The organism is Alcaligenes nematophilus, assembly GCF_026344155.1.
GTDB lineage: Bacteria > Pseudomonadota > Gammaproteobacteria > Burkholderiales > Burkholderiaceae_B > Alcaligenes > Alcaligenes phenolicus.
Genome location: NZ_JAPKMZ010000005.1, coordinates 173,436 through 197,749 on the forward strand (window position 1 = coordinate 173,436; position 24,314 = coordinate 197,749).

Here is a 24,314-nt window from a genome sequence, read left to right on the forward strand (position 1 = left end):
ACGGCGTTCTCGCCGTCAAGGGCTGCGCGTGCTTGCACGCTTGCGGCCTGGCGGCCGTCCTCGACCCCTGACTGCTTGCGCCGCGCCGTGCTCGCCACGGTTCCGGGCAATTCCGCCCGAGCAACCGGAGCACGATCATGTCGCAACTGTCCTTTTCCTCGTTCGATTCCTCGCTGATGGTGCGTGACGCGCAGGGCCGCTACCTGCTGGCGACTGCCGAGCAAATTCTGGAGGCCGCGCGCCAGTCCATCGAGCGCAAGATGCAGCGCGGTACGTCGTTCACGTCGCCGGCGGCGGTCAAGTAGTACCTGCGCGCCAAGCTGGCCGGCTACGAGCATGAGGTGTTCGCGGTGCTGTTCATGGACACGCAGCATCGGCTGATCGAATACGCCGAGATGTTCCGCGGCACCATCGACGGTGCATCTGTGTATCCTCGCGAGCTGGTCAAGGAGGCGCTGCGGCTCAACGCGGCGGCGGTCATCGTTTCGCACAACCACCCAAGCGGCAATCCCGAGCCGAGCGGGGCCGACCGAGCACTGACCCAGCGCCTCAAGGAGGCGCTGGGGCTGGTAGACGTGCGCGTGCTGGATCACATCATCGTCGCGGGCACCGACACCACCTCGTTTACCGAACGCGGCCTGATCTGACCAAGGGGCTTCGGCCCCCGCCCTCGCCGGCTTGATGCTCAGGCAGTCGCAACCTGAATCATCTCGTCGTAGTGCTTTTTGTCCACTTCCTCCAACCACTGAAAAATGTGACCGATGACGCTATGGCTTTCGCCTGCCAAATTTTCTGCGGACTCCTCGGTTATCTCAATTACGTCGCTATGCGAATACTTGTTGATAAAACGATAGATTTTCTCCTTCAGCTCCGGTGTTGTGATGATGCAGTCTTTCAGACCAACATCCATCAACTGACTGATATCGCTTCTCCGCTTTGGATATTTGAAGGTAAAGAACGATTCAACGAGCTTGCGAGCAAGGTTCGCAGTCAAGAATGCTTCATCTCTGTTAAGAGTCGTATGGGCTCTGTACTCATAAAGTTTCTTGAATATGTAGTGATACTCAGAGCCGTAATTTTTCAGAGAGTCATCGGCGTCAACAAGCAACGAATGGCGTGGTGAGCCGGGCGGAGCATCCAGTCGATAGAAAAAGCAGTTCTCCGTTTTTCCCTTGTTGATCCTGTTCCTATTCGCTCCAGTGAACCAGTCTCTCACTAGCTTGAAATAGGTGAAATTGTGGGTCAGCACAAAAAGTTGTTTTGCTTCAGTGCATTGAGTTCTCAGGAACGAATAGGCATGGAACAAGTGGTTTGAATCAAAGCTTGAGACTGGATCATCAACGACGACAATCGTGTCTTTGATGTTGTTTCCGTTCTCTTTGAGCTTCGTGATGAAGTACACAAATGCAATCGCAGTCTTCTCACCTTCGCTCAAGTTTCCATCATGCTCACCCACCCCGTTTCTGATGATCTCATAACCCTTCTTCTTCTGATTGAAGTTGAGACAAAGTTCAGAGCGGCCAATGAAGCGATGCAAGATGTCATTGAACTCCTTCGCTCCGACCGTTTCATTCGAGAGCAGCGCCTCTATAGCTCCGACCTCTTGACTAATTTTTTCAATTTCCTTGTGGTCGTTTTTTGCTTCTGATTCAAGGTCATTGCATTTCTTCTCACTTCCAGCATAGTCAAATTCTTGCACCTCAGCCGCAGCAAAGTGTAGCTCCAGTGCCACTTTGCTTTTTGAGGTCTCAGATTTGAAGTTAGAAGTCTTGTTATTGTGCTTTCCGACGAGCGCGACGATCGACTTCAGGGTCTCATTGAAGTTTTTGACGTCATCTTCGGCCACGTCCGAGATTTGAATGTCAGTCTTTCCAGGGTCTGTGATCTTGGCCTTCAGGGCTTCCCGCCATCCGTCCATTTGCTTATCAATCTTCTCAGCAGCGGTTGCGTAGTCCTTTTGGAGCTTATCCGCCTCGGCCGATAGTTCTTTATAAAACTCGGTCGCCGCGGGCAACTGATTGGCTGGAGCGCCTTGAGACTCAATCCAAGTCGCCGCGTTCTGAAGTCGGCTCTGAAAATCCGTGAACTCTTTGCTGAAGTGGGCAGCAAGTGCCTCGGCACGAAGCTGGGTAAAAGTAGAGCCGCAGAACTCGCACGATTGCGAGTCGTGGTTTTTATGGATTTCCAAGCCTGTTTGAACCCATTCACGGATGTCCGGGTTATCAGTCAACCGCTGGATAGCTTGATTGACCGCCGTAGTCCCAATCAAATCCCTGATTCGACCTGATGCCTTCTTGAAGTAATCCGGCTCAATGGATGTTGAGACGAAATTGATGCTTGGAAGCTGATCTGGTTTCGCGGCATTCGTAAGGTCGATAACTTTGTCATCTGAAAGAACCGAATCGGCTTTGATGATGGCTTCACCGTTGCTCTGAATGAAATTGGACAACTTTCGGCGATCGTAATTGAGGTAATAGCTATCGCTTGTATCAATCGCCTGAAGCCCTAGTTTCATCTTTTTGGCAGCATTGGTCAGAAACTTGTCCAACGCTTCGCGCTGCTTCTTTACCTCGCCTTGCTTTTCGTCGTGAGCCTTCCTTTTCAACTGAAGCTCGCCCTTTAACTTCTCCAGCTTCTGTAAGTCATCAATCTTCTCTTTCGCAATCAGAAGGATGCTTTTTACAGATTTGTCCCAATCAATGTTCTCATGCACAAAGCGTTGATTGAAGACATGAATATTCAGTTGGCATGAATGGAGTGTAGCTTCCGTGATAGTTGAGCCATCCTCCAAAGCTACTGAAAACTGGCCCGCACTGAAGCGAGGAACCATCGAGCGCAGCTCAAAGCAAGAGAAAAGGTTCGACAGGGTTGACTTGCCTGTTCCGTTCCAGCCATAGACCAAGTTGTACCGGCCGAACTTCTGGATCTTCGTTCCATTAAAGTCGTTGAAGATGCCGAACTGCTTGAGGCGGTTAATGCAGACGATCATTTTTGGACCTCCGTGTTCTTGCTTTGGCAACATTTGCTTGCAAAACAAATAATAAGCGAAGAGTTCTCCTGCGTCTCCGCTTCGCGGACCGCGCTGTTCCAGGTTCGCTTTTCGCTCATCCCTGACGGGACTGGCATTCGCCAGCCTTTCACATCCCTGACGCCTACGGCCCGGCTTCCAGCTTCGGGCCTGCGCGCTTCGCTTGCGTGCGGTTCGGCACACAGGGACGGCCGTTGCCATGTCCAGCCGTCTCTCCTGACTTCATCACCTTGTCCGCGACCGTAGCTCGCTCCCGCGTGCCGTCAAGGCGCGCAGGGCCGTGTCCTCGGCTGCGCCTGCGGGCCGCACCAACCCTGCGCTTGTTTCCTTGACGGCCCCCGTCCGCGCGCTCCTTTGGCCGCGGGCGATGAACTCAGGAAAGACGGTGGCAACAGGGCCAACCGGGTTCCTCGTGCCAACCGCACCGAACAGCCGAAAGGCTGGGCTCCGAATCTAGGAATCCGGTGTGCGGTTTGAACAGCAAACCCTTTTCGTCAGGAGAAAGACCATGCAACTCGCATCCCAATTCGCTTCCCGCTCCCCCTCGCTGCGCAGCGACTACCCGCTGACCGATGACCAGATTTACCGCGTAGCGCCGTCCATCTTCGCGGACGCGCCGCACGAAAGCCGTTCGCAGCGGTACGCCTATATCCCCACCGCCGCCGTGCTGGCCGAGCTTCGCAAAGAAGGTTTCCAGCCTTTCATGGTGACGCAGACCCGTGTGCGCGACGAAGGCAAGCGCGAGCACACCAAACACATGCTGCGCCTGCGCCACGCCAGCCAGATCAACGGCGCGGAAGCCAATGAAATCGTGTTGCTCAATTCCCATGACGGGACGAGCAGCTATCAGATGCTGGCCGGCATGTTCCGGTTCGTGTGCAGCAATGGCCTCGTCTGCGGCGACACCGTGGCCGATGTGCGCGTGCCCCACAAAGGTGACGTTTCCGGGCATGTCATCGAAGGCGCTTATGAAGTCTTGCGCGGTTTCGACCGGGTGAAGGATTCCCGCGATGCCATGCGCGCTATCACGCTGGACGAAGGCGAAGCCGAAGTGTTCGCCCGTTCCGCGCTGGCCTTGAAGTACGACCCCACCGACAACAAGTCCCCGCCCATCACCGAATCGCAAATCCTGATGCCGCGCCGGTTCGATGACCGCCGCCCGGACTTGTGGAGCGTGTTCAACCGCACCCAAGAAAACCTGACCAAAGGCGGATTGCATGGCCGCAGCGCCAACGGACGCCGCCAGCAAACCCGCCCGGTGCAGGGCATTGATTCCGATGTGCGCCTCAATCGTGCCCTCTGGATGCTGGCCGATGGCCTGCGCCAGTTGAAAGCCTGATTCCCCACGCGGCAGGGGCAGGCAGCAGCCCTTGCCGCTTCTCTCGCTGCTGTATCCCTGAACCCCATAGGAGTTATCACCATGAACGCCATTACCCAAAACGAAGCCCGCGCCCTCAACACCGCCGCCGCGATGCCGCTGGAAGCCGCCGACCCGACCAAGAACCTGATTCTGGTTCCGCTGTCGCGGCTGGTGTCGCGTCCTGCTGGCCGCAACGTGCGCAAGACCCCGCGCATGTCCATCCCCGAACTCGCCGCCAGCATCCAGCGTGTCGGCCTGCTGCAAAACCTCATCGTGATTGCCGCCGCCGATGGCGAGGGTTACGAAGTGGTGGCCGGTGGCCGCAGGCTGGCCGCGTTGAAGCTGCTGGCGAAGAAGCACCGCATCAGCAAGGAATGGGACGTGCCTTGCCTGCTGGTGGCCGATGGCACCGCCCGCACGGCCAGCCTCACCGAGAACGTGCAACGCGAAGCCATGCACCCCGCCGACCAGTTCGAGGCATTCGCCGCGCTGGTGGCCGAAGGCCGACCCATCGAGGACATAGCCGCCGATTTCAGCGTGTCCCCGCTGGTGGTGCAGCGCCGCTTGAAGCTGGCGAACGTGTCGCCGCGCCTGCTGGCCGACTACCGCGCCGAAGCCGTGACGCTCGACCAGTTGATGGCCCTTGCCATCACCGACGACCACGCCGCGCAGGAAAGCGCCTTCTATGACGCCCCAACGTGGCAGCGCCAGCCGTCCGCGCTGCGCGACCGCCTCACCGAAAGGGAAATTGACGCCTACCGGCATCCGCTGGTGCGCTTCGTAGGGCTGGACAGCTACGAAACCGCAGGCGGCGGCATCCGCCGCGACCTGTTCGCGGAAGGCGATGCGGGCGTGTATCTGACCGATGCCGCGCTGCTGGAACGGCTGGCGCAAGACAAGCTGGCAGGCATCGCCGCCGAGGTGAAGGCCGAAGGTTGGGCGTGGGTGGATGCCACGCCCGCCGTGACCCATGCCGACCTGCACGCCTTCCAGCGTGCGCCGAGGGAGCGGCGCGAGCCGACCAAGCGCGAAGCAGCCCGCATCGAGAAGCTGCAAACCAAGCTGCACGAACTGGCCGCAGCCGTGGATGACGCGCTGGACGCCGACGACGAGGAAGAGGCCGATGCCTTGCAGGAAGAAGGCGAAGCCCTGGGCGAGCAGTTGCAGGCGCTGGAAGATGGCTTGCAGGAGTACGGCCCGACCGTGAAGGCCGCAGCCGGTGCCATCGTCACCACCGACCGCAACGGTCAGGCCGTGATTTATCGCGGGCTGCTGCGCGAGGCCGAAGCCAAGGCGCTGCGCACGCTGGAACGCCTGCGCCAAGGGTTCAGCGGCGAGGATGCTGGGAACGACGACGAGGGCGAGGACGGAGACAGCGAAGGGCAGCCCAAGACCGCCGCCATGTCCGACCGGCTGGCGCAACGGTTGAGCGCCCACCGCACCGCCGCGCTGCAAATCGAAGTGGCACGGCATCCGCAAGTGGCGCTGGCTGCGCTGGTGCATGGCATGGTGCAAACGGTGCTGCAAGGCGGCTACCACGGCCACGACTTGCCGCTGGGCGTGAGCCTGAAAGTGCAAGACCGGCTGGAAGGCATGGCCCCCGACTGGCCGGAATCCCCCGCCGCCGTCGCGCTGCGCGAGTTCCAACAGGTGGCGGGCGAAGCCTTGCCGGAGGACAGCGCCGAACTGTTCGCCGCGCTGCTGGCGAAGTCCCAAGACGAACTGGTGCGGCTGCTGGCGGTATGCGTGGCCGTCACGGTGGACGTGGTGACACCCCGCACCACACGGCAGCAGCCGGGCGAAGAACTCGCGCAGGCCGTGAGGCTGGACATGGCCGCATGGTGGAAGCCCACCAATGAGGGCTATTTCCGGCATGTGCCGAAGGCCGCAATTCTGGAAGCCGTGGAGCGGTTCGCCCCGTCGCACGTCACCCGGCTGGCGAAGTTGAAGAAGGCCGACATTGCCAGCGAAGCCGAGCGGCTGGCAGACGGCACGGGCTGGATGCCTGCCATCTTCAAGGCCGAAGGGCCGGACGCCACGCAGGCAGAACCACAGGAGCAGGACGACGCCCCGGAGGATGCCGAGGCAACAGCAGATGAACCCTCCGTGGCGCTAGCCGCTTGACCCGTGCAAAAGCAAGCGCCCCGGCCTCGACCGGGGCGCTTTGCTGGAAGGAGAACACCCATGACCTACACCACCAGCCGCCCCCGCATGGCGGCGATCTATGCCCCCGGCACGATACGCGCCCGCCGCTGGCACGGCGAAGGCGACGTGCGCGGCTACCGCCCGCCCTCTGGCTGGTCAGCCCGCGCCGACCTGACCGACATTCACCCCATCACGGGTCGCGCCTTGCCGCGTGCCGTGTGGTGGCTCATCGAGACGAAGGAATAGCCCGATCAGCACCGCGCCCTGGGCGCAGTGAGTGCAAAAATCCGGGCGCGGCAGTGGCCGCGCCCGGTGTCATCCATGCCTCCAATTTCCACGCTGCTGCTTTACAATCCCTTGATTTGACCAACGCCGTATCTATCGGCATAAATAACAAGGGAGCGCAATGGGGACATATCGGGTCGCACAGGTTTGTCCTAACGGGCATGTCGCAACAACAGCCGCTGATCAGAATCCCGAGCTTCGAGAGGCGTTCTGCTCTAAGTGCGGTGAAGAGACCATCATGCAGTGTCCTTCGTGCAGCGCATCCATTCGCGGCGATTTCTACGTTGAAGGCGTTTTCGGCTTGGGTGGTGATTACGAGCCTCCCTCGTTCTGCCACAACTGCGGTAGCCGGTTCCCTTGGACTGAACGCAAGATTGCTGGCGCTGTTGAGCTAGTGGAAGCAGGCGCAGAGCTGTCGCCAGAAGAAGTCCAGCAGTTCCGTACCGATTTGACGGAATTGACCAAAGACAGTCCAAAAACTCAAGTTGCATCCCTTCGATTCAAGAAGGTGATGACGAAGGTCGGCGCTTCGGTTGCATCTGGCGTGCGCGACATTGTTGTCGATGTACTTAGCGAAGCTGCGAAAAAAGCGATTTGGGGAGCTTAGAAGGAATGGCGATGACTCTCGACGAAATTAAGGCCTGCCTACAGGCCGGCAATCTTCAGATTGCGAATGAGACGGCACTTGCGAACGGCACTGGCACACAACTTCGTTTGCAAAATGGTGCAATCGTAAATAGCTACCACACCGGTAATTTCAATGTTCAGGGCAAGAACCAAGAGGCGGTAAAGGCTTGCCTCGGCGTGCAACCTGCACAGGCTGCGGCACCAGCTCCACAGAATGGCGCTGCTGCTAAGCCAATGCTCAGCAAGGTATTCGTGGTTTATGGGCACGATAATGCCGCCCGAACCGAGCTTGAAGCGATGCTGCGCCGCTGGAGGCTTGAGCCGTTGATCTTGGATCAACTTCCTTCGGAAGGGCAGACCATCATCGAGAAATTGGAAAAGTACACGGCAGAAGTAAAGTTTGCTGTGGTGCTGGCCACGCCCGACGACGAGGGCTACCGCGCTGGTCACGAAGACGAAAAGGCGTTCCGTGCGCGCCAAAATGTTGTGATGGAATTGGGCATGATGCTTACGCTGCTCGGTCGTAAGAACGTTGCCATTCTCATGAAGCAACAAGACAATATGGAGCGCCCATCCGACATCCAAGGGTTGCTCTATATCCCATTCAAGGACAATCTGCAAAAGGATGCAGGGCCGCTTCTGGCAAAGGAAATGGCGGCTCAGGGTTATCCCATTTCGTTGGCGAATCTGTAGGCATCGGCAAATAAAATCTATTTGGAAATAGTGCCTGCTATTTCCCAGAATGAGCCCCTTGTTGTGCTCTTAGACTTTTGAGCGTGTCGGCGCAAAGCGCCGCCGGGCTTTCGGGCTGCGCCCCGTGCCGTCTTTGTCGTCACGGCCATTCGGCTTCAATCCCTCACGCCTTCGCGCCTGCGGCGCTGCGCTTGCCTCCAGGGGAAAGCCCTGCGGACTATCCGCGCCGCGCACGGCTTGGCGCCCCTCGATGCCGCCGAACCGGCTGTGCCTGATCGGCCCGGCCAGCATCTGCAAAGTGGGCTCGCTCCGAACCGCCATTGAAAACTACACGCCGTTCCTGGCGGATTTGATATCGAGAAGATTGATCTGGTCGATCTTGTCTTTGTGGATCACGATGGTCAGCTTCGCGGGATATTTGAATCGCATCTCACTGATTCTGAATGTCCACAGCATGATTTTCAGTAGATCCTCGTCGGAAATATTCTTGTGTCCTTTGATTCGCGTGATTCCTGATCCAAAGATTGTTGTCGATACGCTTTGCTGGGCGTACACGTTGTTTACCTTGTCCCAGAAATTAATGAGGAACTCAAGGTACTCCGGCATCGTTAGTAGCGCCTTGTTGTTCTCATCGAACTTGGAGAACGCGGTCAGGAGATAGTCTTCGTACAGGCAAATCGTGCCTATCTGATACCTTTTCTTCTTACCGTGTTTCCTTGCCTCGTTCTCCTCCAGGACTTCACTTTCATCAAAAGCGTATTCCTCGATGTAGCGGTCTAATTCGGAAATCGGAACGCCGAGATGCTTCTGGATGAAAACTCCGTTGAGAGAAGTCTCGCCAATTATCTTGTTGTCCACCTGAGTGTCGAAATACTCATTGAAGGCAATTGCCTTCAATCCCGGCTGGTGGAAAATGTCGCCGGTCTTGATCGCGACATCGCTGCCCTCAACATTGATGTCGATACTGTTCAGGTTGTTCGACCAGAGCCATATCACCACGTAGGTGAGTGCCAGTATTGCCAAGAAAGCCAAGCCAGCCTTCAGCTTCCACTCGGCAGGAACGTCAACAAAAATAACTATGAATGACAGCGTACCGCTGACGACAGCGGTGATCTCAAGGAATTTCTTGATGACCCGCTTGTCAAAAAAGTTGACCTTCGCCATGACGTGAATCATTCGCTCCGATATGTCGATTGATTATGGGTTGTATCTGTAGATGCCTGGGGCCTTCATGCTCCCAACCATAAACTCGCCGTCCTGCAAGGATTTTTTGATGAGCTCTTTATTCATCGGGACATGAAGCGTCGGGACTTTGTTCATCGAATCCCGGAACACGGGAAGATTTCCCCACAGGTTCTTGACCGCCTGCTTCAATGATCCGCCGACAAGCAGACTTTCCTTGGTGGCATATTCGGGATAGATGACAATGACAGGAAGCCCTTGATCGTTGATCCCGTAGTCGATTTCTTCTCGAAGGGCGCGGGAATTCGTCGTGATCGAACTCAAGATGAGGATAATGTTCTTCGAGCTCCGAAGGCGCTCCCTGAGCCTGGGTTTCAGTGTGTATTCCCAATCGCTGCCATCGCGGACACTGTAAGTTTTGTCGTGCGAATCAACGAAGGGGAACGTCGCATCAGCACCTTTCCACATCCGTAGGGTGTTGTAATACTGAAAATCCTTCGTCGCATTGGCACCTAGCGAGCTGGGATGGAATGGCTCTGCAACGTAAAAGGCGGTGTAGTTTCCATTTCGATATGCCATGTCGCTTCTCAATCTCCATCAGAGTTCAGTACCGCCTCAAGTTCCTGGCGCACCTGCGCCAACAACTCGTCAGCCTTGTGCGTGCTGTCGCCCGCAAAGGCCAGCGTCAACAACGTGAGCGGATGCACGTCCATGACCTCGCACAGCTCGGTCAGCTTGTGCAGGGTCGGACTTTTCAGGTCGCGCTCCAGCGTACTCATATAGGTGCGGCTCGACACGTCGGAGAACGCTTCCTGGCTCAAGCCACGCGCCTTCCTGACCGTCTTCAACGCCTTCGCCAATGAGTACTTTGCCGCCACCTATGGTTTCCTCTTAAAACCAAGATGACAACCCATTGAATCCTATAGGGCTACAATCTATAGTGTTCATTCATGGCTGAGAGGCCGCTTTCGTGCTTTTACGGAAATCCGTATCCCCGGATTCCGACAGAACCGGGGAATCGCATCCGTGTCTTTCCGGCTTCCGACAATTCCGCTTCGGTGCTTCCGTCCTTCTACGGATGCGATGGCTTGCACATCCGTGCTTCCACGCGAATGCACAGATTCGGTTCGACGGTTCTGTGCTTTGGCTCAAGAGCGCATCCGCGCATCCTCGGTTTCGTGGGGAGGCTGCCCATGACCCTGCCGCTTGTCACCGCAGATGAACGCGCCCGGCTGCTGGCTCACGGCGCGACGCGCGCCGCTGGTCAACGGTTCGACCCGCTGCCCGTGGTGCGCCTGTTCACCCCGGACGCGCACGCCACTTGGCTGCTGGTGTCCCTCGACCCCGCGGATGGCGATACGGCCTACGGTCTGATCGACCTCGGTATCGGGATGCCCGCGCTCGGGACGGTCAAGTTGTCCGACCTGGCTGGCATCGCCGGGCCGCGCGAACTGCCGGTGCGACGGGATCGGTATTTCCAGGCGGTGCGTCCGTTGTCGGAGTATGTCCGGCTGGCGCAGGAGAACGGCGCGATCACGGACTGATGAAAGCCAGCGCGGCCCGGCCAGCCGGGGCGCATTGTGACTATTTCAGTCTTGGTCAAGACCGTGCAGGTCTGAATCCGCATTCTCGCACCGAAGCGGTGCAACCATGCTGTAAGTAGTCCTGATCCTTGGCGCGGGCTGCGGCACGGTATCCGACGCCGCGCACCATTTCCGGGTTGCGCAGCCGTCGCATTCAGACGACTACCGCAACACGCCGGAGCCAAACGGTCTTGACACTAACAGTTACAGCTTAACCGTTTTTGATGACGACCTGATGGCATTTCGATAGCTCTCGCATCGCGGAAATCGTGGCGACGCACCCCGAACACTGGGAGGTTTCGCCATGACTGATCGCAGCGCCGAACACTGGTATCCGACAGCGGCTTATCTCTATGTCCTGCACCTTGATGGCCCTGCGCTGGCCTGGGAATACTTACGCCGAAACCCCGACTACCGCCGCGACTGGCTGCGCCGTCGCCGCCGGTCGGACGCGGCGCAGGCTTGGGGCCTGCGCTTGCTGGAAGACCCGGCCCTGGATGCGCGCGACGCGCATCCAGCCTGGTTCCCCGATCACGATGCCGTGGTGCAGCTTTACCCCGACGCCGATCCGCCACCGGACGCCGAAGCCTTCGAGTTGTGGCGCGTTCCAGGACGCAAGCACCTGATCCACGACGGCAAGCGCCTGGTTCTGGTGTCGCGCTGGCCTGGCTGCTGCCTGCGGCTCGCGCTCGGGCCGGGCTTGGAAGACGGTATGGCCTACCTCTACGCCACCCGTGCCTGCGCCATGCCCTGCGCGCGCTATCGCACGCTCGCGGCCGAGCTGGATGCCCTGGCCGCCGCTACGATTGCCGCGCCTGCGGCGGCGGCCCGTTCCCGGCCCACGCCGGCGGCGGTGCTGGAGCTGCACACCTTGCAGGCGCTCGACGCGACCCTCGCGGGCGCGTCCTTGCGTGAAGTGACCGAAGGGGTTTTCGGGGCGGATGCTGTCGCCGCCGACTGGCACAAGGACAGCGCCTTACGTGCCCGCGTTCGGCGGCTGGTACGCCGTGGCGATGCGCTGATGCGCGGCGGCTATCGCCGCCTGGCACAGCTTCCGCCGCTGCCGTTGCAGTAGAGGGGACGTTTCGCATCCCCCACAGATCGTCCCTTAGCAAGCAGCCTCGCTTTCTTGAAAGTGCCTCTATCCGGCCGCGTGGTGTGGCCGGGCTTGATGGAGGTACATCCCATGCGACCCGCTCCCTTGCGGCCTGCCGCCGCTGCTGTCGCTGCGCCTGCGCAGCCCCAACGCTACCTGACTAACGACGAAGCCGCCGAATACCTGCGCCTGTCGCCGCGCACGCTGGAGAAACAGCGTGTGATCGGCGGCGGCCCGAAATTCCGCAAGTTCGGTCGCCGCGTCATGTACGCAGTGTCTGACCTCGATGCCTGGGCCGACCAACGTAGCTACGAGGCGACTTCCGACCCGGAATACGCCGAGCGCCACGCGGGTGACTACCGTGATGGCCGCTGATCGCTGGCGTGTGGGTGGCCGTCGCCATGTCCAGCCCGCCAGGGCAAGCCTTGCAGCAGCGCGAACAGCTCGACCTGTTCCGCGCGCTGCCGGGCGACATGGCTCCCCGCGACAGCCAGGACTTGATGGCCTTTCCGTTCTTCTCGCTGGCGAAGTCGCGGCGCACCGCGCCGATCGACTTCCGCAGCGGGAATATCACCATCCGCGTGGAAGGCACGGCCGAGCATGGCATAGCGACCATTTGGGACGCGGACGTGCTGATATGGGCCGCCTCGCAGATCGTGGAGGCGCGCGACGCGGGCTTGCGCCCGTCGCGCTGGATACGCGCCACGCCCTACGAGATCCTGCGGTTCATCGGGCGCGGCACGTCCCTCAACGACTACCTGCGACTGAAAGCCGCGCTCGACCGGCTGCAATCGACCACGGTGGCCACGTCCATCCGCGAAACCACAGGAAGAAGATTGCATCGCTTCTCGTGGATCAACGAGTGGAAGGAACTGGCCGATGCCAGCGGCGTGCCGCTGGGCATCGAACTGATCTTGCCGGACTGGTTCTATGCGGGCGTGTTGGACGCTGCCCTGGTGCTGACTATCGACCCGGCCTATTTCCGCTTGAAGGGCGGCATCGAACGCTGGCTGTACCGCCTAGTGCGCAAGCACGGCGGCAAGCAGCCGGGCGGCTGGCAATTCGACTTCCGGCACCTGCACCGCAAGTCAGGCAGTGCGGCGCGCTTCTCCGACTTCGCCTACGACCTGCGCGCCCTGGTGGCGCGGCAGTCGTTGCCCGGCTACGTCCTGGGCATCGAGCGGATGCCGGACGACGGAACGGAGCTGCTGACCTTCCGGCCCGTGCTGCACACGGCACGGGGATAACTGCGGGAAAAGGTGTGGACGGCCTCGTGCTATCAGGAGTACCGGGTATCGTGCTATCAGGAGTACACCTATCGTGCTATCAGGAGTACGAAAACGCCGGAAAGCCAGTAACGGTGCGGGTTTTCAGCCCCTCTAACTTCCCTAACAAGAAATACATAACTTTTAGTAGAAGCGCGCCGTTTCGGTGGACAACCGCCCAACGGCACCAAACGCAGGAGCGAAAGACCGGCTTTCCAACACGGAGGGCCGCGCCATGATCCTCGCTCTGCTCAATCAGAAAGGCGGCGTCGGCAAGACCACGCTTGCCACGCACATCGCGGGCGAACTGGCGCTGCGCGGCCAGCATGTCGTCCTGCTTGATTCCGACCCGCAGGGCTCCTCGCTGGACTGGGCGCAGCGCAGAAGCCAGCAAGGCTTGCCACGGCTGTTCAGCGCCGTGGGCCTTGCCCGCGAAACGCTGCATCAGGAAGCGCCAGAACTCGCTAGGCGGGCCGATCACGTCATCATCGACGGCCCGCCGCGCATCGCCGCCTTGGCGCGCTCCGCGCTGCTGGCGGCCGAGCGCGTGCTGATCCCGGTGCAGCCCAGCCCCTACGACCTTTGGGCCAGCTCGGAAATGGTCTCGCTGATCCGCGAGGCGCAGGTGTTCCGTCCGCTGCTCCGCGCAGCCTTCATCATCAACCGGCGCGTCAGTACCACCATCATCGGCCGTGAGGCGCGGCAATCGCTCGCCGAACAGCCGCTGCCTGCGCTGCGCTCGGAAGTGCATCAGCGCATCATCTTCGCCGACAGCGTGGCCGCTGGCCGACTCGCACGCGAGACAGCGCCCGACAGCGCCGCCGCCCGCGAAATCACCGCCCTGGTGGACGAACTGCTGCGGTGGCCGACATGACAGCGAAGCAGCCACCCAACAGCAAACGCACGGGCAAGCGCGTCGGCATCGGCGCACGTCCGCCCACGAATCCGCACGCCGAGGCGTGGATTCGCCAGGGCGACGCCGATGCGCTGGGAAAAGGCGACCTCTACACCGCGCGCCTGACCCTCGACATTACGCCCGCCATGCGGGCGCGAATCAAGGTGTCGGCCTTCACGCAAGGCGTGACCGTGGCCGACCTGCTGCGCGGCCTGCTGGAGCGGGAGTTTCCACCGGAGAGCACACCATGACCGCATCCGCTTTGCCTGCCGCGAACGCGGCACCGGCTGCGCCGCTGCCTGCACTTGCGACACTCGCCGGACAGGCCGGCAACGTGCCGCTGACGCGCGTTTCGCTGGCCTATCTCGAACACCGCTTCAAGCTCTACCTGCGCTTCGGCGAACCTGCGCGCACGCTCCAGCTCGACCGCTGGCGACGTTGCGCGGTGTTCCTGCCGGGCGCGATGCTCTGCCGCATCCGCTGGCAGGCCAACGATTACGGCACGATCCGCTGGCAGCTCATGGTAATGCAGACCGCCACCCCGCTCGATGCCGTGCAGCGCATCCCCGGCGTGCAGCCCGGCGCGCGCCTGCTGCTGCACGCCGAAAGTGATGCCAACGTGCGTGCCGTGCTGGAACGCATCGACGCCATCGAGGCGCTGGGCATCGCCGCCATCGACGTGTCGCCCGCGTACTGGCGCACGCTGGGCAACCGTCTCGCGGCTCACCTTGCGCTGCCCGAATACACCACCGAGCGGCACGCCGCCTGGCTGGCCGGGAAGGTGCTGCCATGACGGCCCCGACCACCACCGCCAGCACGCCCGCCGTTACGCCGCATCCTCGCTCGCGCCTGCGCGCTCGCATCGTTGTGGCGACACTGGCCGCCCTCGGCTTCGCTGCGCTGGCCTGGGCGGCTCTCGTATCGCCGCTGCCGCGTCTGACCTACAACCCGTCCGACAGCGTGGCGGTCGGCTGGTATCGCATCGACCCGTTCGATCCGCGCACCGCCTCGCTGCCACGTTCTTTGTCCGTGGACAGCATCGTGCTGGTGCCGCTTCCGGCCACGGCTTCCACGCTGGCTGCGCAGCGCGGCTACCTGCCGACGCGCATTCCGCTGCTCAAACGTGTGGGCGCGGTCGCGCCGCAACACGTCTGCATCGTCGCCGGTCAAGTACGCATCGACGGCGTGCCTTCGGCCGCCGCGCTGCCCGCCGACCGGCTGGGCAGGGCGCTGCCGTCCTTGCCGCTTTGCCGCCGCCTCGAACCGGGCGAACTGTTCCTGTTGAGCGTGACGAATCCTGCATCGTTCGACAGCCGCTATTTCGGCCCGGTCAGCGCATCCGCCGTGATCGGCGTCGCGCATCCGGTCTGGCTGGAGACACGCCCATGATGGCCGCCGATTTGCTGCACGTTGCCGCGCATCTCATCGTGCCATCGGGCGAGTCATTCTGTTGGCCGTCGCTTTGTCGTCGCGCGTGCAGTGCAGGTGCATCCGCACCGCACTTCGCTCTGCCTCCGGCGCAGCCGTCCCACGTGAAGGCGTCTTGCCTCGAACGCTGCCGGCCTATGGCCGTCGCCGCGTCCGCCGGCGCGCTGGCCGCTCGCGCAGCAGCGCCGCCGGGCCGCCAGTGTCTGGAGCAACAGCGGAAGGCAAAGGCGGAAGGCAAGACAAAAGGACGCGGCGCCGGGCCGCGTCGAAAGCCAGTCTGCACATGGGGGTGGTGCGGCACGGAGCGGCTTTGCCGCCGTGCCGCGTTCGGCGCGAAGGTCGCGCCAATACAGGCATGTCCGCGTGCTTCGCACGATCGGACACGCCAGAGTTTGCAGGGAGAACGGCGATGACCGACCGCCGCGATGACGATTTCCGCGTGCGCCCCAGCGCCCCGAAGAATCGGGGCAAAGGCCAGGGGCAGAGCTTCGTTTCCAAGGTGCTCAAGCAGGCCGGCAAGGCCAGCAGCGGCAAGTCCTCGATGCGCCATTCCGCAGCCAGTGGTAGCGGCGCACGCGCCGGCCAGCGCCCCGGCTCGCGCCTGGGGCGCGGCCACACGGCGGCGCGCTTCGCCGGGGCGAAGCTCACGCCCATGTCGCGGCGTGTGACCATCAAGACGCTGCTGGTCAATCACCAGCGGGCCAGCCCGCAATCGCTCGCCAAGCACCTGCGCTACGTCGAGCGCGACGGCGCGGGCCGTGATGGCGAACCGGGCCGGGCCTACGGGCCGCAGACCGACGAAGCCGACCTGCACGCCTTCAAGGAACGCTGCGCCGATGACCGGCACCATTTCCGCTTCATCGTCTCGCCCGAGGACGGGGCCGAACTGGACGACCTGCGCACCTACACCCGGCATCTGGTGGATCGCATGGAAGCCGACCTGGGCACGCGGCTGGATTGGGTGGCGGTGGATCACTGGAACACCGACAATCCGCACACCCACCTGATCGTGCGCGGGCGCGACGACACCGGCAAAGACCTCATCATCGCCGGCGACTACATCGCCCACGGCTTCCGCCATCGCGCCGCCGAACTGGCGACTGAATGGCTGGGGCCGCGCACCGAACTGGAGATCCAGCAGACCTTGGGGCGCGAGGTGGAACAGGAGCGGTGGACGAGCTTGGATCGCACCTTACAACGCGAGGCTGGCGAGGATGGCCGGGTGCATGTCGAACGGCTCAACGAACCCCGCTTGCAGCGCCAACGCCTGCTGCTGATCGGCCGCCTGCAACGCTTGCAGCGCCTGGGCCTCACCGACGAGGTGCAGCCCGGCACCTGGGCCGTCCATACGGACGCGGAGAAGACGTTGCGCGCCTTGGGCGAGCGCGGCGACATCATCCGCACCATGCAGCGGGCCATGAGCGGCGAGCCGCGCGACCTGGCCGTGTTCGAGCCGCTCGAGGATGGCCGTACCCTCATCGGTCGCGTGGCCGCGAAGGGGCTGGCCGACGAGCTGCGCGACCGTGGCTATCTGGTCATCGACGGCGTGGATGGCAAGGCCCACTACGTCGCGCTGAACGCCCGCGACGAGCTGGCGAACTATCCCACGGGCGCGGTGGTGGAGGTGAAGGGTTCGGTCGACATGCGCGCCGCCGACAGGAACATCGCCGCGCTGGCGAGCGATGGCCTGTACCGTGCCGATCATCACCTGGCCATCGAACAGGGCCGGGCCACGCCCGGACGCGACCCGCAGGAAGTCATTGCCGCCCACGTCCGGCGGCTGGAAGCCCTGCGCCGGGCCGGTATCGTGGAGCGCGTGGCCGAAGGGCTATGGAAGGTGCCGGACGATCTGGCCGAGCGTGGCCGCCAGTACGACGCGCAGCGGCTGGGCGGCGTGGCCGTGGAGCTGAAATCGCACCTTCCCATCGAGCGGCAAGCGCGCGTGATCGGGGCCACTTGGCTCGATCAGCAGTTGATCGGCGGCGGCCGTGGGCTGGGCGACCTGGGCTTTGGCGGCGAGGCCAAGCAGGCGATGCAGCAACGCGCCGACTTCCTGGCCGAACAGGGGTTGGCCGAGCGACGCGGGCAGCGCGTGATCCTGGCGCGCAACCTGTTGGGGACGCTGCGCAACCAGGAGCTGGCGCAGGCCGCCAAGGACATTGCCGTCGAAACCGGCCTGGAGTATCGGCCAGTGGTTGATGGGCAGCGCGTGGCCGGCATCTACCGGCGCACCGTCATGCTCGCCAGCGGGCGCTACGCGATGCTGGATGACGGCAAGGGGTTCAGCCTTGTGCCGTGGAAGCCAGTGATTGAGCCGCGCCTTGGGCAATCTCTTAGCGCCACCGTCCACAGCCATACCGCGTCTTGGCATCTTGGCCGAGGACTAGGAAGGTAGTTGAATCAGCTAGCCCAAGGTGAGGGACGTGCTGCATGCGCTCGGCTGGCCCTGACTTCGACGCTCTGCAGCCTCACCGCCTTCTGGAATTCGGCGCAGACCAGGATGTTGGATGTAGGGCCCTTTGGCACGCTGATGCAAGACGCAGTGTGTTCCATTGCGATTGGCAGGATTTAGCGATCCTTCGTCCGTTGTTAATAACAATCATTCGCATTGCAGAAATACGATAGAGGTTCTACGGCTGCGCGTATCGAACACCCGGCCTGAAACGAACTCTGTCAGGGCAATGTCGTGGCTCGTGCACGTCTTTTCTATTTGTTTGGATTCCTATGCATCGCGTCGCTATTCGTCGGTGTGAAGCAACTGTCGTGGGGGCAGGCTTATACGCCGTCCGATGATGCTTGGCTAACACTGACAGTGAGTCGTATTCCACGCTTGGCAGCGCTCATTCTGACCGGAGTGGGACTGTCTATTTGCGGTGTGATTCTGCAGCAGATCGTTCGGAACAAATTTGTAGAGCCTGCGACGTCTGGTGGTTTGGACGCGGCGAAGCTGGGAATTCTGCTCTCGCTGGTGTTGGCGCCAGGGCTGGGAACCATGGGCAAGATGCTGTTCGCGCTCTTGTTTTGCTTCTCGGCGAGCATGCTCTACGTCGCAATCATCCGGCGCATAAAGTTCAAGAACACGGTATTGGTTCCCGTCGTGGGGTTGATGTACGGCAGCGTCCTGAGTGCCGTCGCGGAGTTCTATGCCTATCGCCACAATATTGTGCAGAGCATGCAAGGCTGGCTATTGGGTGATTTCTCAAAGATCATCCAAGGCAATTACGAGATCATCTATTTAATCCTCCCCATCGTTGCGCTCACCTACCTGTTCGCACATCGTTTCACTGTAATGGGGATGGGGGAAGACGCAGCAACCAGCTTGGGCTTGAGCTATTCGCGGACTGCGGCATTGGGCTTGCTGCTGGTGGCCGTCACCGTCTCTGCCTGCGTCATTGCCGTAGGGGCCATTCCCTTCGTCGGTTTGGTGATCCCCAACCTGGTGGCGCTGCGCTGTGGAGAGAACCTACGCCGAACCCTGCCTATCGTGGCTCTGGCGGGTGCGTCACTTCTGCTTGTGTGCGACATCGTTGGCCGTCTTCTGATCTTTCCGTTTGAAGTGCCGATCGGCATGACGGCAGGCAGCCTCGGCGGCTTGCTGTTCCTTGTGCTCCTGCTGGGGAAACTCAAATGACGCGCATGGCCAACAGGTACGGGCTTTGGACGCTGGTCATCGCGGCTGCGTTGATCTTCATTTTTGTGCAATCGGGTTTCGATTTCGGCTACGTCATCCCTAAGCGGCTGAACCGCTTGGCGACCATCGTGATCGGTGGCATCTGTGTCGCGGTTTCCTCGATCATATTTCAGACCATCGCAGGCAACCGAATACTCACCCCCGCTGTAATGGGATACGAAGCGGTTTACCTGCTTCTTCAATCGTTGCTGACGCTGATCGTGGGCGGGCATGGGTTGATCGCCATTAGCCGCAACGAGGGCTTCTTTCTATCGATCGCCTTCATGTTGGCTTATTCGTGGGTCGTCCATCGCTATTTGTTCAGAGATGGAAAGCGCAACGTGTACTACCTGTTATTGCTTGGTCTGGTGCTGACCATGCTGTTCAGCACGATTATCCAGTTCGTCCAGCTCAAGATCAGCCCGGGGGACTTCGGCATCGTCCAAGGGTTTATCTACGCATCGTTCAACAGGGCGCGGCCAGAGCAACTGGTCTATGCGGGGGTTCTGGTGGCCGCGATAGCCATTGTGTTGGCCAAGACGCTTCCTTCTTTGGACGTTCTAGCGCTTGGGCGCGAGCAATCCGCGTCACTGGGATTGGACTACAAGCGGAGCGTGAGGCTCTACCTGGCCCTCACTGCCGCTCTGGTGGCCATCTCCACCAGCCTGATTGGGCCGACAGCCTTTATGGGGATCTTCGTCGCCAACATTACGTACTCGTTGACCAGATCGACATGGCATCGCCTGACGCTACCAACCGGATGCGCGGTCGCGATCGGAATTTTCATAGTCGCCCAACTCCTGGTCGAGCACGTTTTCAATTACACAACCACCGTCAGCATCCTCGTCAACCTTGTTTGCGGGGCCTACTTCCTCATGCTGACGGTGCGTACGCGAGGTGGCGCATGATCGCGACAGAAGGCCTTTGCAAGGCATACAACGGCAACTCGGTGCTGTCCAAAGTCAGCACCCAGTTTCCTGCAGGAAAACTGACCTCTCTTATTGGCCCGAACGGCGCAGGGAAAAGCACCCTGTTGATGCTGGTCGCCCGTCTGCTGGAGCCCACCAGTGGCGCAATTCGGATCGGCGATAAGCCTGTGTCAGATTTCCGCTCGCGGGACTATGCAACACGTGTCGCTACGCTGCGTCAGGCACCTGATATCAACCTTCGCCTGACAGTCGAAGAGCTGGTGGCTTTCGGGCGATTTCCCTATACCCGCGGCTCACTCGATGCCCGTGACCACAGCGAGATCGACCAAGCCTTGGCCTTTCTCTCTCTTGATGGGTTGAGAGAGCGCTACATCGATGAACTCAGTGGCGGCCAACGTCAGATGGCGTTCTTGGCGATGACGATTGCACAGCAGACCGACTGCCTGCTGCTCGATGAGCCGCTCAACAACCTGGACATGAAGCATTCCGTACAGATCATGCAGGCCCTTCGCCGTCTGTGTGACGAACGCGGCCGCACGGTGGTGATGGTGGTTCATGACATCAATTTCGCTGCCAACTATTCGGACCACATCGTGGCGATGAAGTCCGGGTCCGTTTGCTTCAGCGGCCGGGCTGCCGAGGTCATTTCAGAGGACAGACTACGAGAACTGTTCGAGTTGGATTTCGAAATCACGCGTACCGCTCGTGGGTGCGTGTGCAATTACTTCAAACCATCAGGAGAATCTAGATGAAGTGGAACAAAGGTAAGGAACGATGGGCGGCAGCTCTGCTCTTGCTTTTGGTTGCCGCGTTGCAGGGCTGCGATCAGAAGCACGAGCAATCGGCGCACGGGGAAGCGCCGGCTGTGACAGCCCAGCAACAGGTGGTTGCTGATACAGACTCCATAACGGTCGTGCACGAATTGGGTACCGCCATTCTCAAGTCCAGGCCGAAGCGCGTGGTTCCCTACGACATGAGCGTGCTCGACTCCCTCGACCAACTTGGCATTCCGATCGTCGGCATGCCTAAGGACTATGTTCCTCGCTTCCTCTCGAAGTATCAGGACAACCCGGCGATCCAGGATGTGGGTTCGGTATTGCAGCCGAATTTCGAGCAACTCCATGCGGTGAAGCCTGACCTGGTATTGATTTCTCCTCTGGAAGCAGGCAGCTATCAGGAGCTTTCGCAGATCGCGCCAACGATCTACTTCGATGTGGATTACATGAACCAACACGGCGACTACATCGGGGGCGTCAAGAAGCAACTCATGACGTTGGGGCATGTGTTCGGGGTGGAAGACCAGGCGCGCAAGAAGAGTCTTGAAATCGATCAGAAGGTTGAAGAGGCACGCGCCACAATCAATGGCCGCCCCGAGAAGGCGCTCATCGTGATGCACAACAACGGTGCCTTCACTGCCTTTGGCATTCAATCCCGATACGGATTCATCTTCGACACCCTCGGTGTCAAGCCTGCCAGCCAGCACATCGAACCTGGACTGCATGGTCAGCCGATCTCGAACGAGTTCATTCACGATGCTGATCCCGACATCCTCTACGTCGTCGATCGGACCGCCGCTCACGACCGCAAGCCGGTGGATCCCAAGGCGCTCGACAATCCGCTGTTGCGGCAGACAAAGGCATGGAAGACCGGCCATGTGGTCTTCGTGAATCCGGATGTTTGGTATCTCACCGGCGCCGGTGTCACTTCGCTGGAAATGCTCATCGATGAGGTCCTGAAGGGCTACTCCGGCGGTTAGGGCTGCGTCTTCGCATTGTCTCCAGCGGCGCGGCAATACCCAGCGCCTACCACGTTGACGGCAACGAACGGGAGTTAGGTTCGCAAGTGCCGTTGCGTTTCTGAATTCGAGGATTTTATTGAAATGGCTATTCATCGCCAGGGGCCCGCTTGCGCCCGGAGAAAGTACCGAAACCAAATGACGTGGCTCTGCGCGTTGTTCCTACCGACCGTGCTGCCTGCATATGCCGGGCCCATGGAAGCGGAGGAGCCCGCCTCGGCGTCGTCGCAGTCCAAGGAGGACGGCAGAGGTGTCGCGGTCTTGCCCGCTGTGACGGTCTCCGCGCAGAGACCAGGCTCCGACACCGAAGGAACTGGCTCATACACCACCGGCACAACGAGAGCAGCGACGGGACTGAGCCTGTCGCCACGGGAAACCCCGCAGTCAGTTACCGTCGTGACGCGCCAACGTATGGACGATCAACAACTGAATTCAATCAAAGATGTGTTGGAGAACACGACCGGGATCAGCTCCACCGCATTGGATACGGAGCGTGTTTCTTATTATTCACGTGGCTTCAGCATCGACAGCTTCCAGTACGATGGCGTGCCCACCACATACATTCCGGGATCGTTCCTGCCCGGCGAGGGCGTGCTGGATACGGCCTTTTACGATCGGGTCGAGGTGGTGCGTGGCGCCACTGGTCTGCTGCAGGGGGTCGGCGATCCGTCAGCCTCGGTCAACCTGGTTCGCAAGCGGCCTTTGCGTGAGTTCTCTCTGACTGGTTCGCTGGGGGCTGGTTCTTGGGACAACTATCGTGGAATGCTGGACGTATCCACGCCGCTCACCTCCACCGGCAATGTTCGCGCGCGGATGGTGGGTGCCTATCAGGATCGAAATTCCTTCCTCGACTATTACCAGCAGCGTCGGCAGGCCTTCTACGGTGTGGTAGAGGCAGATCTGACGTCGAGCACGACCCTGAGCCTGGGCCACGAATACCAGGATAGCGACCCGAAGGGGATTACCTGGGGTGGCCAGCCGCTGTTCTATTCCGATGGCTCGCGCACCGATTGGTCCCGGTCCAAGAACACCGCGCCGCGTTGGAGCCATTGGGGCAATAGGATCAATACGACCTTCGCGCGCTTGGAGCACGAGTTCGATAGCGGTTGGAGCGTTCGCGCCAACGCGGAGCACCGACGAGTGGACAGCTCAAGCGAGCTGTTCTCGATGAACGGCTATCCGGATCGCGCCTCGGGGGAAGGTTTGTGGCCGATTGCCCTGGGAGGCCGCAGCAATAGCCGGCAGAACAATTTTGACGTTATGGCCTCCGGACCGTTTGCGTTGTTCGGGCGTGATCACGAACTGATGGTAGGTGCGTCAACGTCCCGGCTCCGTGCACATGACAACTCTGCTTTCATCTTCCCGACGGACCCTATCGGTAGCATCTACGACTGGAGTGGAAACTATCCAAAGCCTGATTTCGCCAGCTTCCCGCACGACGCATCCAGTACGACTATCAAGCAGAGCGGTCTCTATAGCGCGGCCCGCTTCTCGTTGGCTGACCCGCTCAAGCTGATTGTCGGTGCTCGGCTGAGCAACTACGAAATGGAGCGGGACAGCAGTAGTGGGGAGCCCTTCCACTACAAGAAGAACAACAAACTGATCCCGTACGCGGGGCTGGTCTATGACATTGACGACACGTACTCGGCATACGTCAGCTACACGGAAATCTTCAAGCCACAAACCGACCGTGACCGCAACGACAAGGTGTTGGGGCCGACCAAGGGCAAGAACACGGAAGTCGGCATCAAGGGAGAGTATCTGGACGGCCGCCTGAACGCGTCCATCGCGGTGTTTGAAGCTCGCCTTGACGGGGTGCCGCAGATCGACAGCGGCCATTTGCTGCCCGACGGCTCTCAAGCGTATTACGCCGCCAACGGCACCAAGTCGCGAGGATTCGACATCGATGTCCAGGGTGAGATCACGCGTGATTGGAACCTTTACGCGGGCATTTCTCATTTCACTGCATCGCAAGGCGACGGCCAGCGCTTGAGTACACAGATCCCTCGCACGACGGCGCGTCTGTTCACCACTTACCGGATGCCGGGTGACTGGAATCGCTTGACGATCGGCGGTGGCGTGAACTGGCAGAGCCGCTTTTATGGGACGGCGACGGGACCTCAAGGGGAAGTCCAAGTTGGTCAGGCTTCTTATGCGCTTGCCACGGTGATGGCACGCTACGACGTCTCGAAAAGCACCAGCATCACGGCGAACATCAACAACCTGTTCGATCGCAAGTACTACACGATGACCGGCTTCTACAACCACTATCTGTATGGCGAACCTCGCAACTTCATGGTGAATATGACGTACAAGTTCGAGTGATCCGGATG

The 24,314-nt window shown here is 60.5% G+C and carries 23 protein-coding genes and 1 pseudogene; 20 read left to right on the forward strand and 4 right to left on the reverse strand.

What is annotated here, in order from left to right; all coding sequences use genetic code 11:
* Positions 1-137 precede the first annotated feature (137 nt).
* Positions 138-647: pseudogene (locus OSH04_RS14465) on the forward strand (JAB domain-containing protein).
* 38 nt (positions 648-685) lie between these two features.
* On the opposite strand, the gene OSH04_RS14470 reads toward OSH04_RS14465, so the two are convergent.
* Positions 686-3,229 carry an ATP-binding protein gene (locus OSH04_RS14470; protein ID WP_260476847.1) on the reverse strand — a complete coding sequence of 848 codons (2,544 nt, stop codon included), beginning with the start codon at positions 3,227-3,229 and terminating at the stop codon, positions 686-688.
* 307 nt (positions 3,230-3,536) lie between these two features.
* On the opposite strand from OSH04_RS14470, the gene OSH04_RS14475 reads away from it, so the two are divergent.
* From OSH04_RS14475 to OSH04_RS14495, 5 genes are all read left to right on the forward strand, one after another.
* Positions 3,537-4,367, forward strand: a complete 831-nt coding sequence (locus OSH04_RS14475; RefSeq protein WP_128722775.1) for a DUF932 domain-containing protein — start codon at positions 3,537-3,539, stop codon at positions 4,365-4,367.
* Between the two features lie 81 nt (positions 4,368-4,448).
* On the forward strand, positions 4,449-6,512 hold the full coding sequence (locus OSH04_RS14480) for a ParB/RepB/Spo0J family partition protein (protein WP_128722776.1): 2,064 nt from the start codon (positions 4,449-4,451) through the stop codon (positions 6,510-6,512).
* Between the two features lie 60 nt (positions 6,513-6,572).
* Complete coding sequence (locus OSH04_RS14485) at positions 6,573-6,779, forward strand: hypothetical protein (RefSeq protein ID WP_004350866.1); 207 nt, start codon at positions 6,573-6,575, stop codon at positions 6,777-6,779.
* Positions 6,780-6,939: 160 nt separating this feature from the next.
* Positions 6,940-7,425 carry a DUF2321 domain-containing protein gene (locus OSH04_RS14490; RefSeq protein ID WP_004350864.1) on the forward strand — a complete coding sequence of 162 codons (486 nt, stop codon included), beginning with the start codon at positions 6,940-6,942 and terminating at the stop codon, positions 7,423-7,425.
* Between the two features lie 11 nt (positions 7,426-7,436).
* The gene (locus OSH04_RS14495; protein WP_011002526.1) at positions 7,437-8,138 is read left to right on the forward strand and encodes a TIR domain-containing protein; all 702 of its coding nucleotides are present in this window, start codon (positions 7,437-7,439) and stop codon (positions 8,136-8,138) included.
* Positions 8,139-8,465: 327 nt separating this feature from the next.
* Here OSH04_RS14495 and OSH04_RS14500 read toward each other — a convergent pair whose 3' ends face one another.
* The 3 genes from OSH04_RS14500 to OSH04_RS14510 are packed head-to-tail and all read right to left on the reverse strand — an operon-like array spanning position 8,466 to position 10,198.
* Positions 8,466-9,314: a macro domain-containing protein gene (locus tag OSH04_RS14500; RefSeq protein WP_033936961.1), complete on the reverse strand. Its 849-nt coding sequence runs from the start codon at positions 9,312-9,314 to the stop codon at positions 8,466-8,468.
* Between the two features lie 21 nt (positions 9,315-9,335).
* A complete protein-coding gene (locus OSH04_RS14505; RefSeq protein ID WP_024087536.1) occupies positions 9,336-9,899 on the reverse strand; it encodes a TIR domain-containing protein in 564 nt (187 codons plus the stop codon).
* 8 nt (positions 9,900-9,907) lie between these two features.
* Positions 9,908-10,198 (reverse strand): helix-turn-helix domain-containing protein, encoded by a 291-nt coding sequence (locus OSH04_RS14510; RefSeq protein ID WP_024087535.1) that lies wholly within the window; start codon positions 10,196-10,198, stop codon positions 9,908-9,910.
* A gap of 315 nt (positions 10,199-10,513) precedes the next feature.
* On the opposite strand from OSH04_RS14510, the gene OSH04_RS14515 reads away from it, so the two are divergent.
* The 14 genes from OSH04_RS14515 (at position 10,514) to fhuE (ending at position 24,306) form a co-directional block, all read left to right on the forward strand.
* A complete protein-coding gene (locus tag OSH04_RS14515) occupies positions 10,514-10,864 on the forward strand; it encodes a DUF2958 domain-containing protein (RefSeq protein WP_024087534.1) in 351 nt (116 codons plus the stop codon).
* A gap of 343 nt (positions 10,865-11,207) precedes the next feature.
* Complete coding sequence (locus OSH04_RS14520; protein WP_128722777.1) at positions 11,208-11,978, forward strand: DUF2285 domain-containing protein; 771 nt, start codon at positions 11,208-11,210, stop codon at positions 11,976-11,978.
* 111 nt (positions 11,979-12,089) lie between these two features.
* Positions 12,090-12,374 (forward strand): helix-turn-helix transcriptional regulator, encoded by a 285-nt coding sequence (locus OSH04_RS14525; RefSeq protein WP_004883058.1) that lies wholly within the window; start codon positions 12,090-12,092, stop codon positions 12,372-12,374.
* Positions 12,375-12,400: 26 nt separating this feature from the next.
* Positions 12,401-13,246 carry a replication initiator protein A gene (locus OSH04_RS14530; RefSeq protein ID WP_128722778.1) on the forward strand — a complete coding sequence of 282 codons (846 nt, stop codon included), beginning with the start codon at positions 12,401-12,403 and terminating at the stop codon, positions 13,244-13,246.
* 253 nt (positions 13,247-13,499) lie between these two features.
* Entirely contained in the window at positions 13,500-14,138 is a 639-nt protein-coding gene (gene parA, locus OSH04_RS14535) for a ParA family partition ATPase (protein WP_128722780.1), read from the forward strand.
* Complete coding sequence (locus OSH04_RS14540; protein ID WP_128722781.1) at positions 14,135-14,410, forward strand: chromosome partitioning protein ParB; 276 nt, start codon at positions 14,135-14,137, stop codon at positions 14,408-14,410. The genes parA and OSH04_RS14540 overlap by 4 nt, the downstream gene beginning before the upstream one ends.
* Positions 14,407-14,952, forward strand: a complete 546-nt coding sequence (locus OSH04_RS14545; protein ID WP_128722782.1) for a DUF2840 domain-containing protein — start codon at positions 14,407-14,409, stop codon at positions 14,950-14,952. Before OSH04_RS14540 ends, OSH04_RS14545 begins: the two co-directional genes overlap by 4 nt.
* The gene (locus tag OSH04_RS14550; RefSeq protein WP_128722783.1) at positions 14,949-15,548 is read left to right on the forward strand and encodes a S26 family signal peptidase; all 600 of its coding nucleotides are present in this window, start codon (positions 14,949-14,951) and stop codon (positions 15,546-15,548) included. Before OSH04_RS14545 ends, OSH04_RS14550 begins: the two co-directional genes overlap by 4 nt.
* 448 nt (positions 15,549-15,996) lie before the next feature.
* Positions 15,997-17,982, forward strand: a complete 1,986-nt coding sequence (locus OSH04_RS14555) for a relaxase/mobilization nuclease domain-containing protein (RefSeq protein ID WP_128722785.1) — start codon at positions 15,997-15,999, stop codon at positions 17,980-17,982.
* Between the two features lie 291 nt (positions 17,983-18,273).
* Positions 18,274-19,218 (forward strand): ABC transporter permease, encoded by a 945-nt coding sequence (locus tag OSH04_RS14560; RefSeq protein ID WP_031228494.1) that lies wholly within the window; start codon positions 18,274-18,276, stop codon positions 19,216-19,218.
* On the forward strand, positions 19,215-20,165 hold the full coding sequence (locus OSH04_RS14565; RefSeq protein ID WP_128722786.1) for an iron chelate uptake ABC transporter family permease subunit: 951 nt from the start codon (positions 19,215-19,217) through the stop codon (positions 20,163-20,165). Before OSH04_RS14560 ends, OSH04_RS14565 begins: the two co-directional genes overlap by 4 nt.
* Positions 20,162-20,938 (forward strand): iron ABC transporter ATP-binding protein, encoded by a 777-nt coding sequence (locus OSH04_RS14570; RefSeq protein WP_128722787.1) that lies wholly within the window; start codon positions 20,162-20,164, stop codon positions 20,936-20,938. The genes OSH04_RS14565 and OSH04_RS14570 overlap by 4 nt, the downstream gene beginning before the upstream one ends.
* Positions 20,935-21,942, forward strand: a complete 1,008-nt coding sequence (locus tag OSH04_RS14575; protein WP_128722788.1) for a siderophore ABC transporter substrate-binding protein — start codon at positions 20,935-20,937, stop codon at positions 21,940-21,942. Before OSH04_RS14570 ends, OSH04_RS14575 begins: the two co-directional genes overlap by 4 nt.
* Before the next feature lie 234 nt (positions 21,943-22,176).
* Positions 22,177-24,306, forward strand: a complete 2,130-nt coding sequence (gene fhuE, locus OSH04_RS14580; RefSeq protein ID WP_128722808.1) for a ferric-rhodotorulic acid/ferric-coprogen receptor FhuE — start codon at positions 22,177-22,179, stop codon at positions 24,304-24,306.
* Positions 24,307-24,314: the final 8 nt, after the last annotated feature.

What these genes read in the sequence shown, in the direction of transcription:
- OSH04_RS14470 (WP_260476847.1), bottom strand. Translation starts at nt 3,229, where the DNA reads ATGGCAACGGCCGTCCCTGTGTGCCGAACCGCACGCAAGCGAAGCGCG.
- OSH04_RS14475 (WP_128722775.1), top strand. Translation starts at nt 3,537, where the DNA reads ATGCAACTCGCATCCCAATTCGCTTCCCGCTCCCCCTCGCTGCGCAGC.
- OSH04_RS14480 (WP_128722776.1), top strand. Translation starts at nt 4,449, where the DNA reads ATGAACGCCATTACCCAAAACGAAGCCCGCGCCCTCAACACCGCCGCC.
- OSH04_RS14485 (WP_004350866.1), top strand. Translation starts at nt 6,573, where the DNA reads ATGACCTACACCACCAGCCGCCCCCGCATGGCGGCGATCTATGCCCCC.
- OSH04_RS14490 (WP_004350864.1), top strand. Translation starts at nt 6,940, where the DNA reads ATGGGGACATATCGGGTCGCACAGGTTTGTCCTAACGGGCATGTCGCA.
- OSH04_RS14495 (WP_011002526.1), top strand. Translation starts at nt 7,437, where the DNA reads ATGACTCTCGACGAAATTAAGGCCTGCCTACAGGCCGGCAATCTTCAG.
- OSH04_RS14500 (WP_033936961.1), bottom strand. Translation starts at nt 9,314, where the DNA reads ATGATTCACGTCATGGCGAAGGTCAACTTTTTTGACAAGCGGGTCATC.
- OSH04_RS14505 (WP_024087536.1), bottom strand. Translation starts at nt 9,899, where the DNA reads ATGGCATATCGAAATGGAAACTACACCGCCTTTTACGTTGCAGAGCCA.
- OSH04_RS14515 (WP_024087534.1), top strand. Translation starts at nt 10,514, where the DNA reads ATGACCCTGCCGCTTGTCACCGCAGATGAACGCGCCCGGCTGCTGGCT.
- OSH04_RS14520 (WP_128722777.1), top strand. Translation starts at nt 11,208, where the DNA reads ATGACTGATCGCAGCGCCGAACACTGGTATCCGACAGCGGCTTATCTC.
- OSH04_RS14525 (WP_004883058.1), top strand. Translation starts at nt 12,090, where the DNA reads ATGCGACCCGCTCCCTTGCGGCCTGCCGCCGCTGCTGTCGCTGCGCCT.
- OSH04_RS14530 (WP_128722778.1), top strand. Translation starts at nt 12,401, where the DNA reads ATGTCCAGCCCGCCAGGGCAAGCCTTGCAGCAGCGCGAACAGCTCGAC.
- parA (WP_128722780.1), top strand. Translation starts at nt 13,500, where the DNA reads ATGATCCTCGCTCTGCTCAATCAGAAAGGCGGCGTCGGCAAGACCACG.
- OSH04_RS14540 (WP_128722781.1), top strand. Translation starts at nt 14,135, where the DNA reads ATGACAGCGAAGCAGCCACCCAACAGCAAACGCACGGGCAAGCGCGTC.
- OSH04_RS14545 (WP_128722782.1), top strand. Translation starts at nt 14,407, where the DNA reads ATGACCGCATCCGCTTTGCCTGCCGCGAACGCGGCACCGGCTGCGCCG.
- OSH04_RS14550 (WP_128722783.1), top strand. Translation starts at nt 14,949, where the DNA reads ATGACGGCCCCGACCACCACCGCCAGCACGCCCGCCGTTACGCCGCAT.
- OSH04_RS14555 (WP_128722785.1), top strand. Translation starts at nt 15,997, where the DNA reads ATGACCGACCGCCGCGATGACGATTTCCGCGTGCGCCCCAGCGCCCCG.
- OSH04_RS14565 (WP_128722786.1), top strand. Translation starts at nt 19,215, where the DNA reads ATGACGCGCATGGCCAACAGGTACGGGCTTTGGACGCTGGTCATCGCG.
- OSH04_RS14570 (WP_128722787.1), top strand. Translation starts at nt 20,162, where the DNA reads ATGATCGCGACAGAAGGCCTTTGCAAGGCATACAACGGCAACTCGGTG.
- OSH04_RS14575 (WP_128722788.1), top strand. Translation starts at nt 20,935, where the DNA reads ATGAAGTGGAACAAAGGTAAGGAACGATGGGCGGCAGCTCTGCTCTTG.
- fhuE (WP_128722808.1), top strand. Translation starts at nt 22,177, where the DNA reads ATGGAAGCGGAGGAGCCCGCCTCGGCGTCGTCGCAGTCCAAGGAGGAC.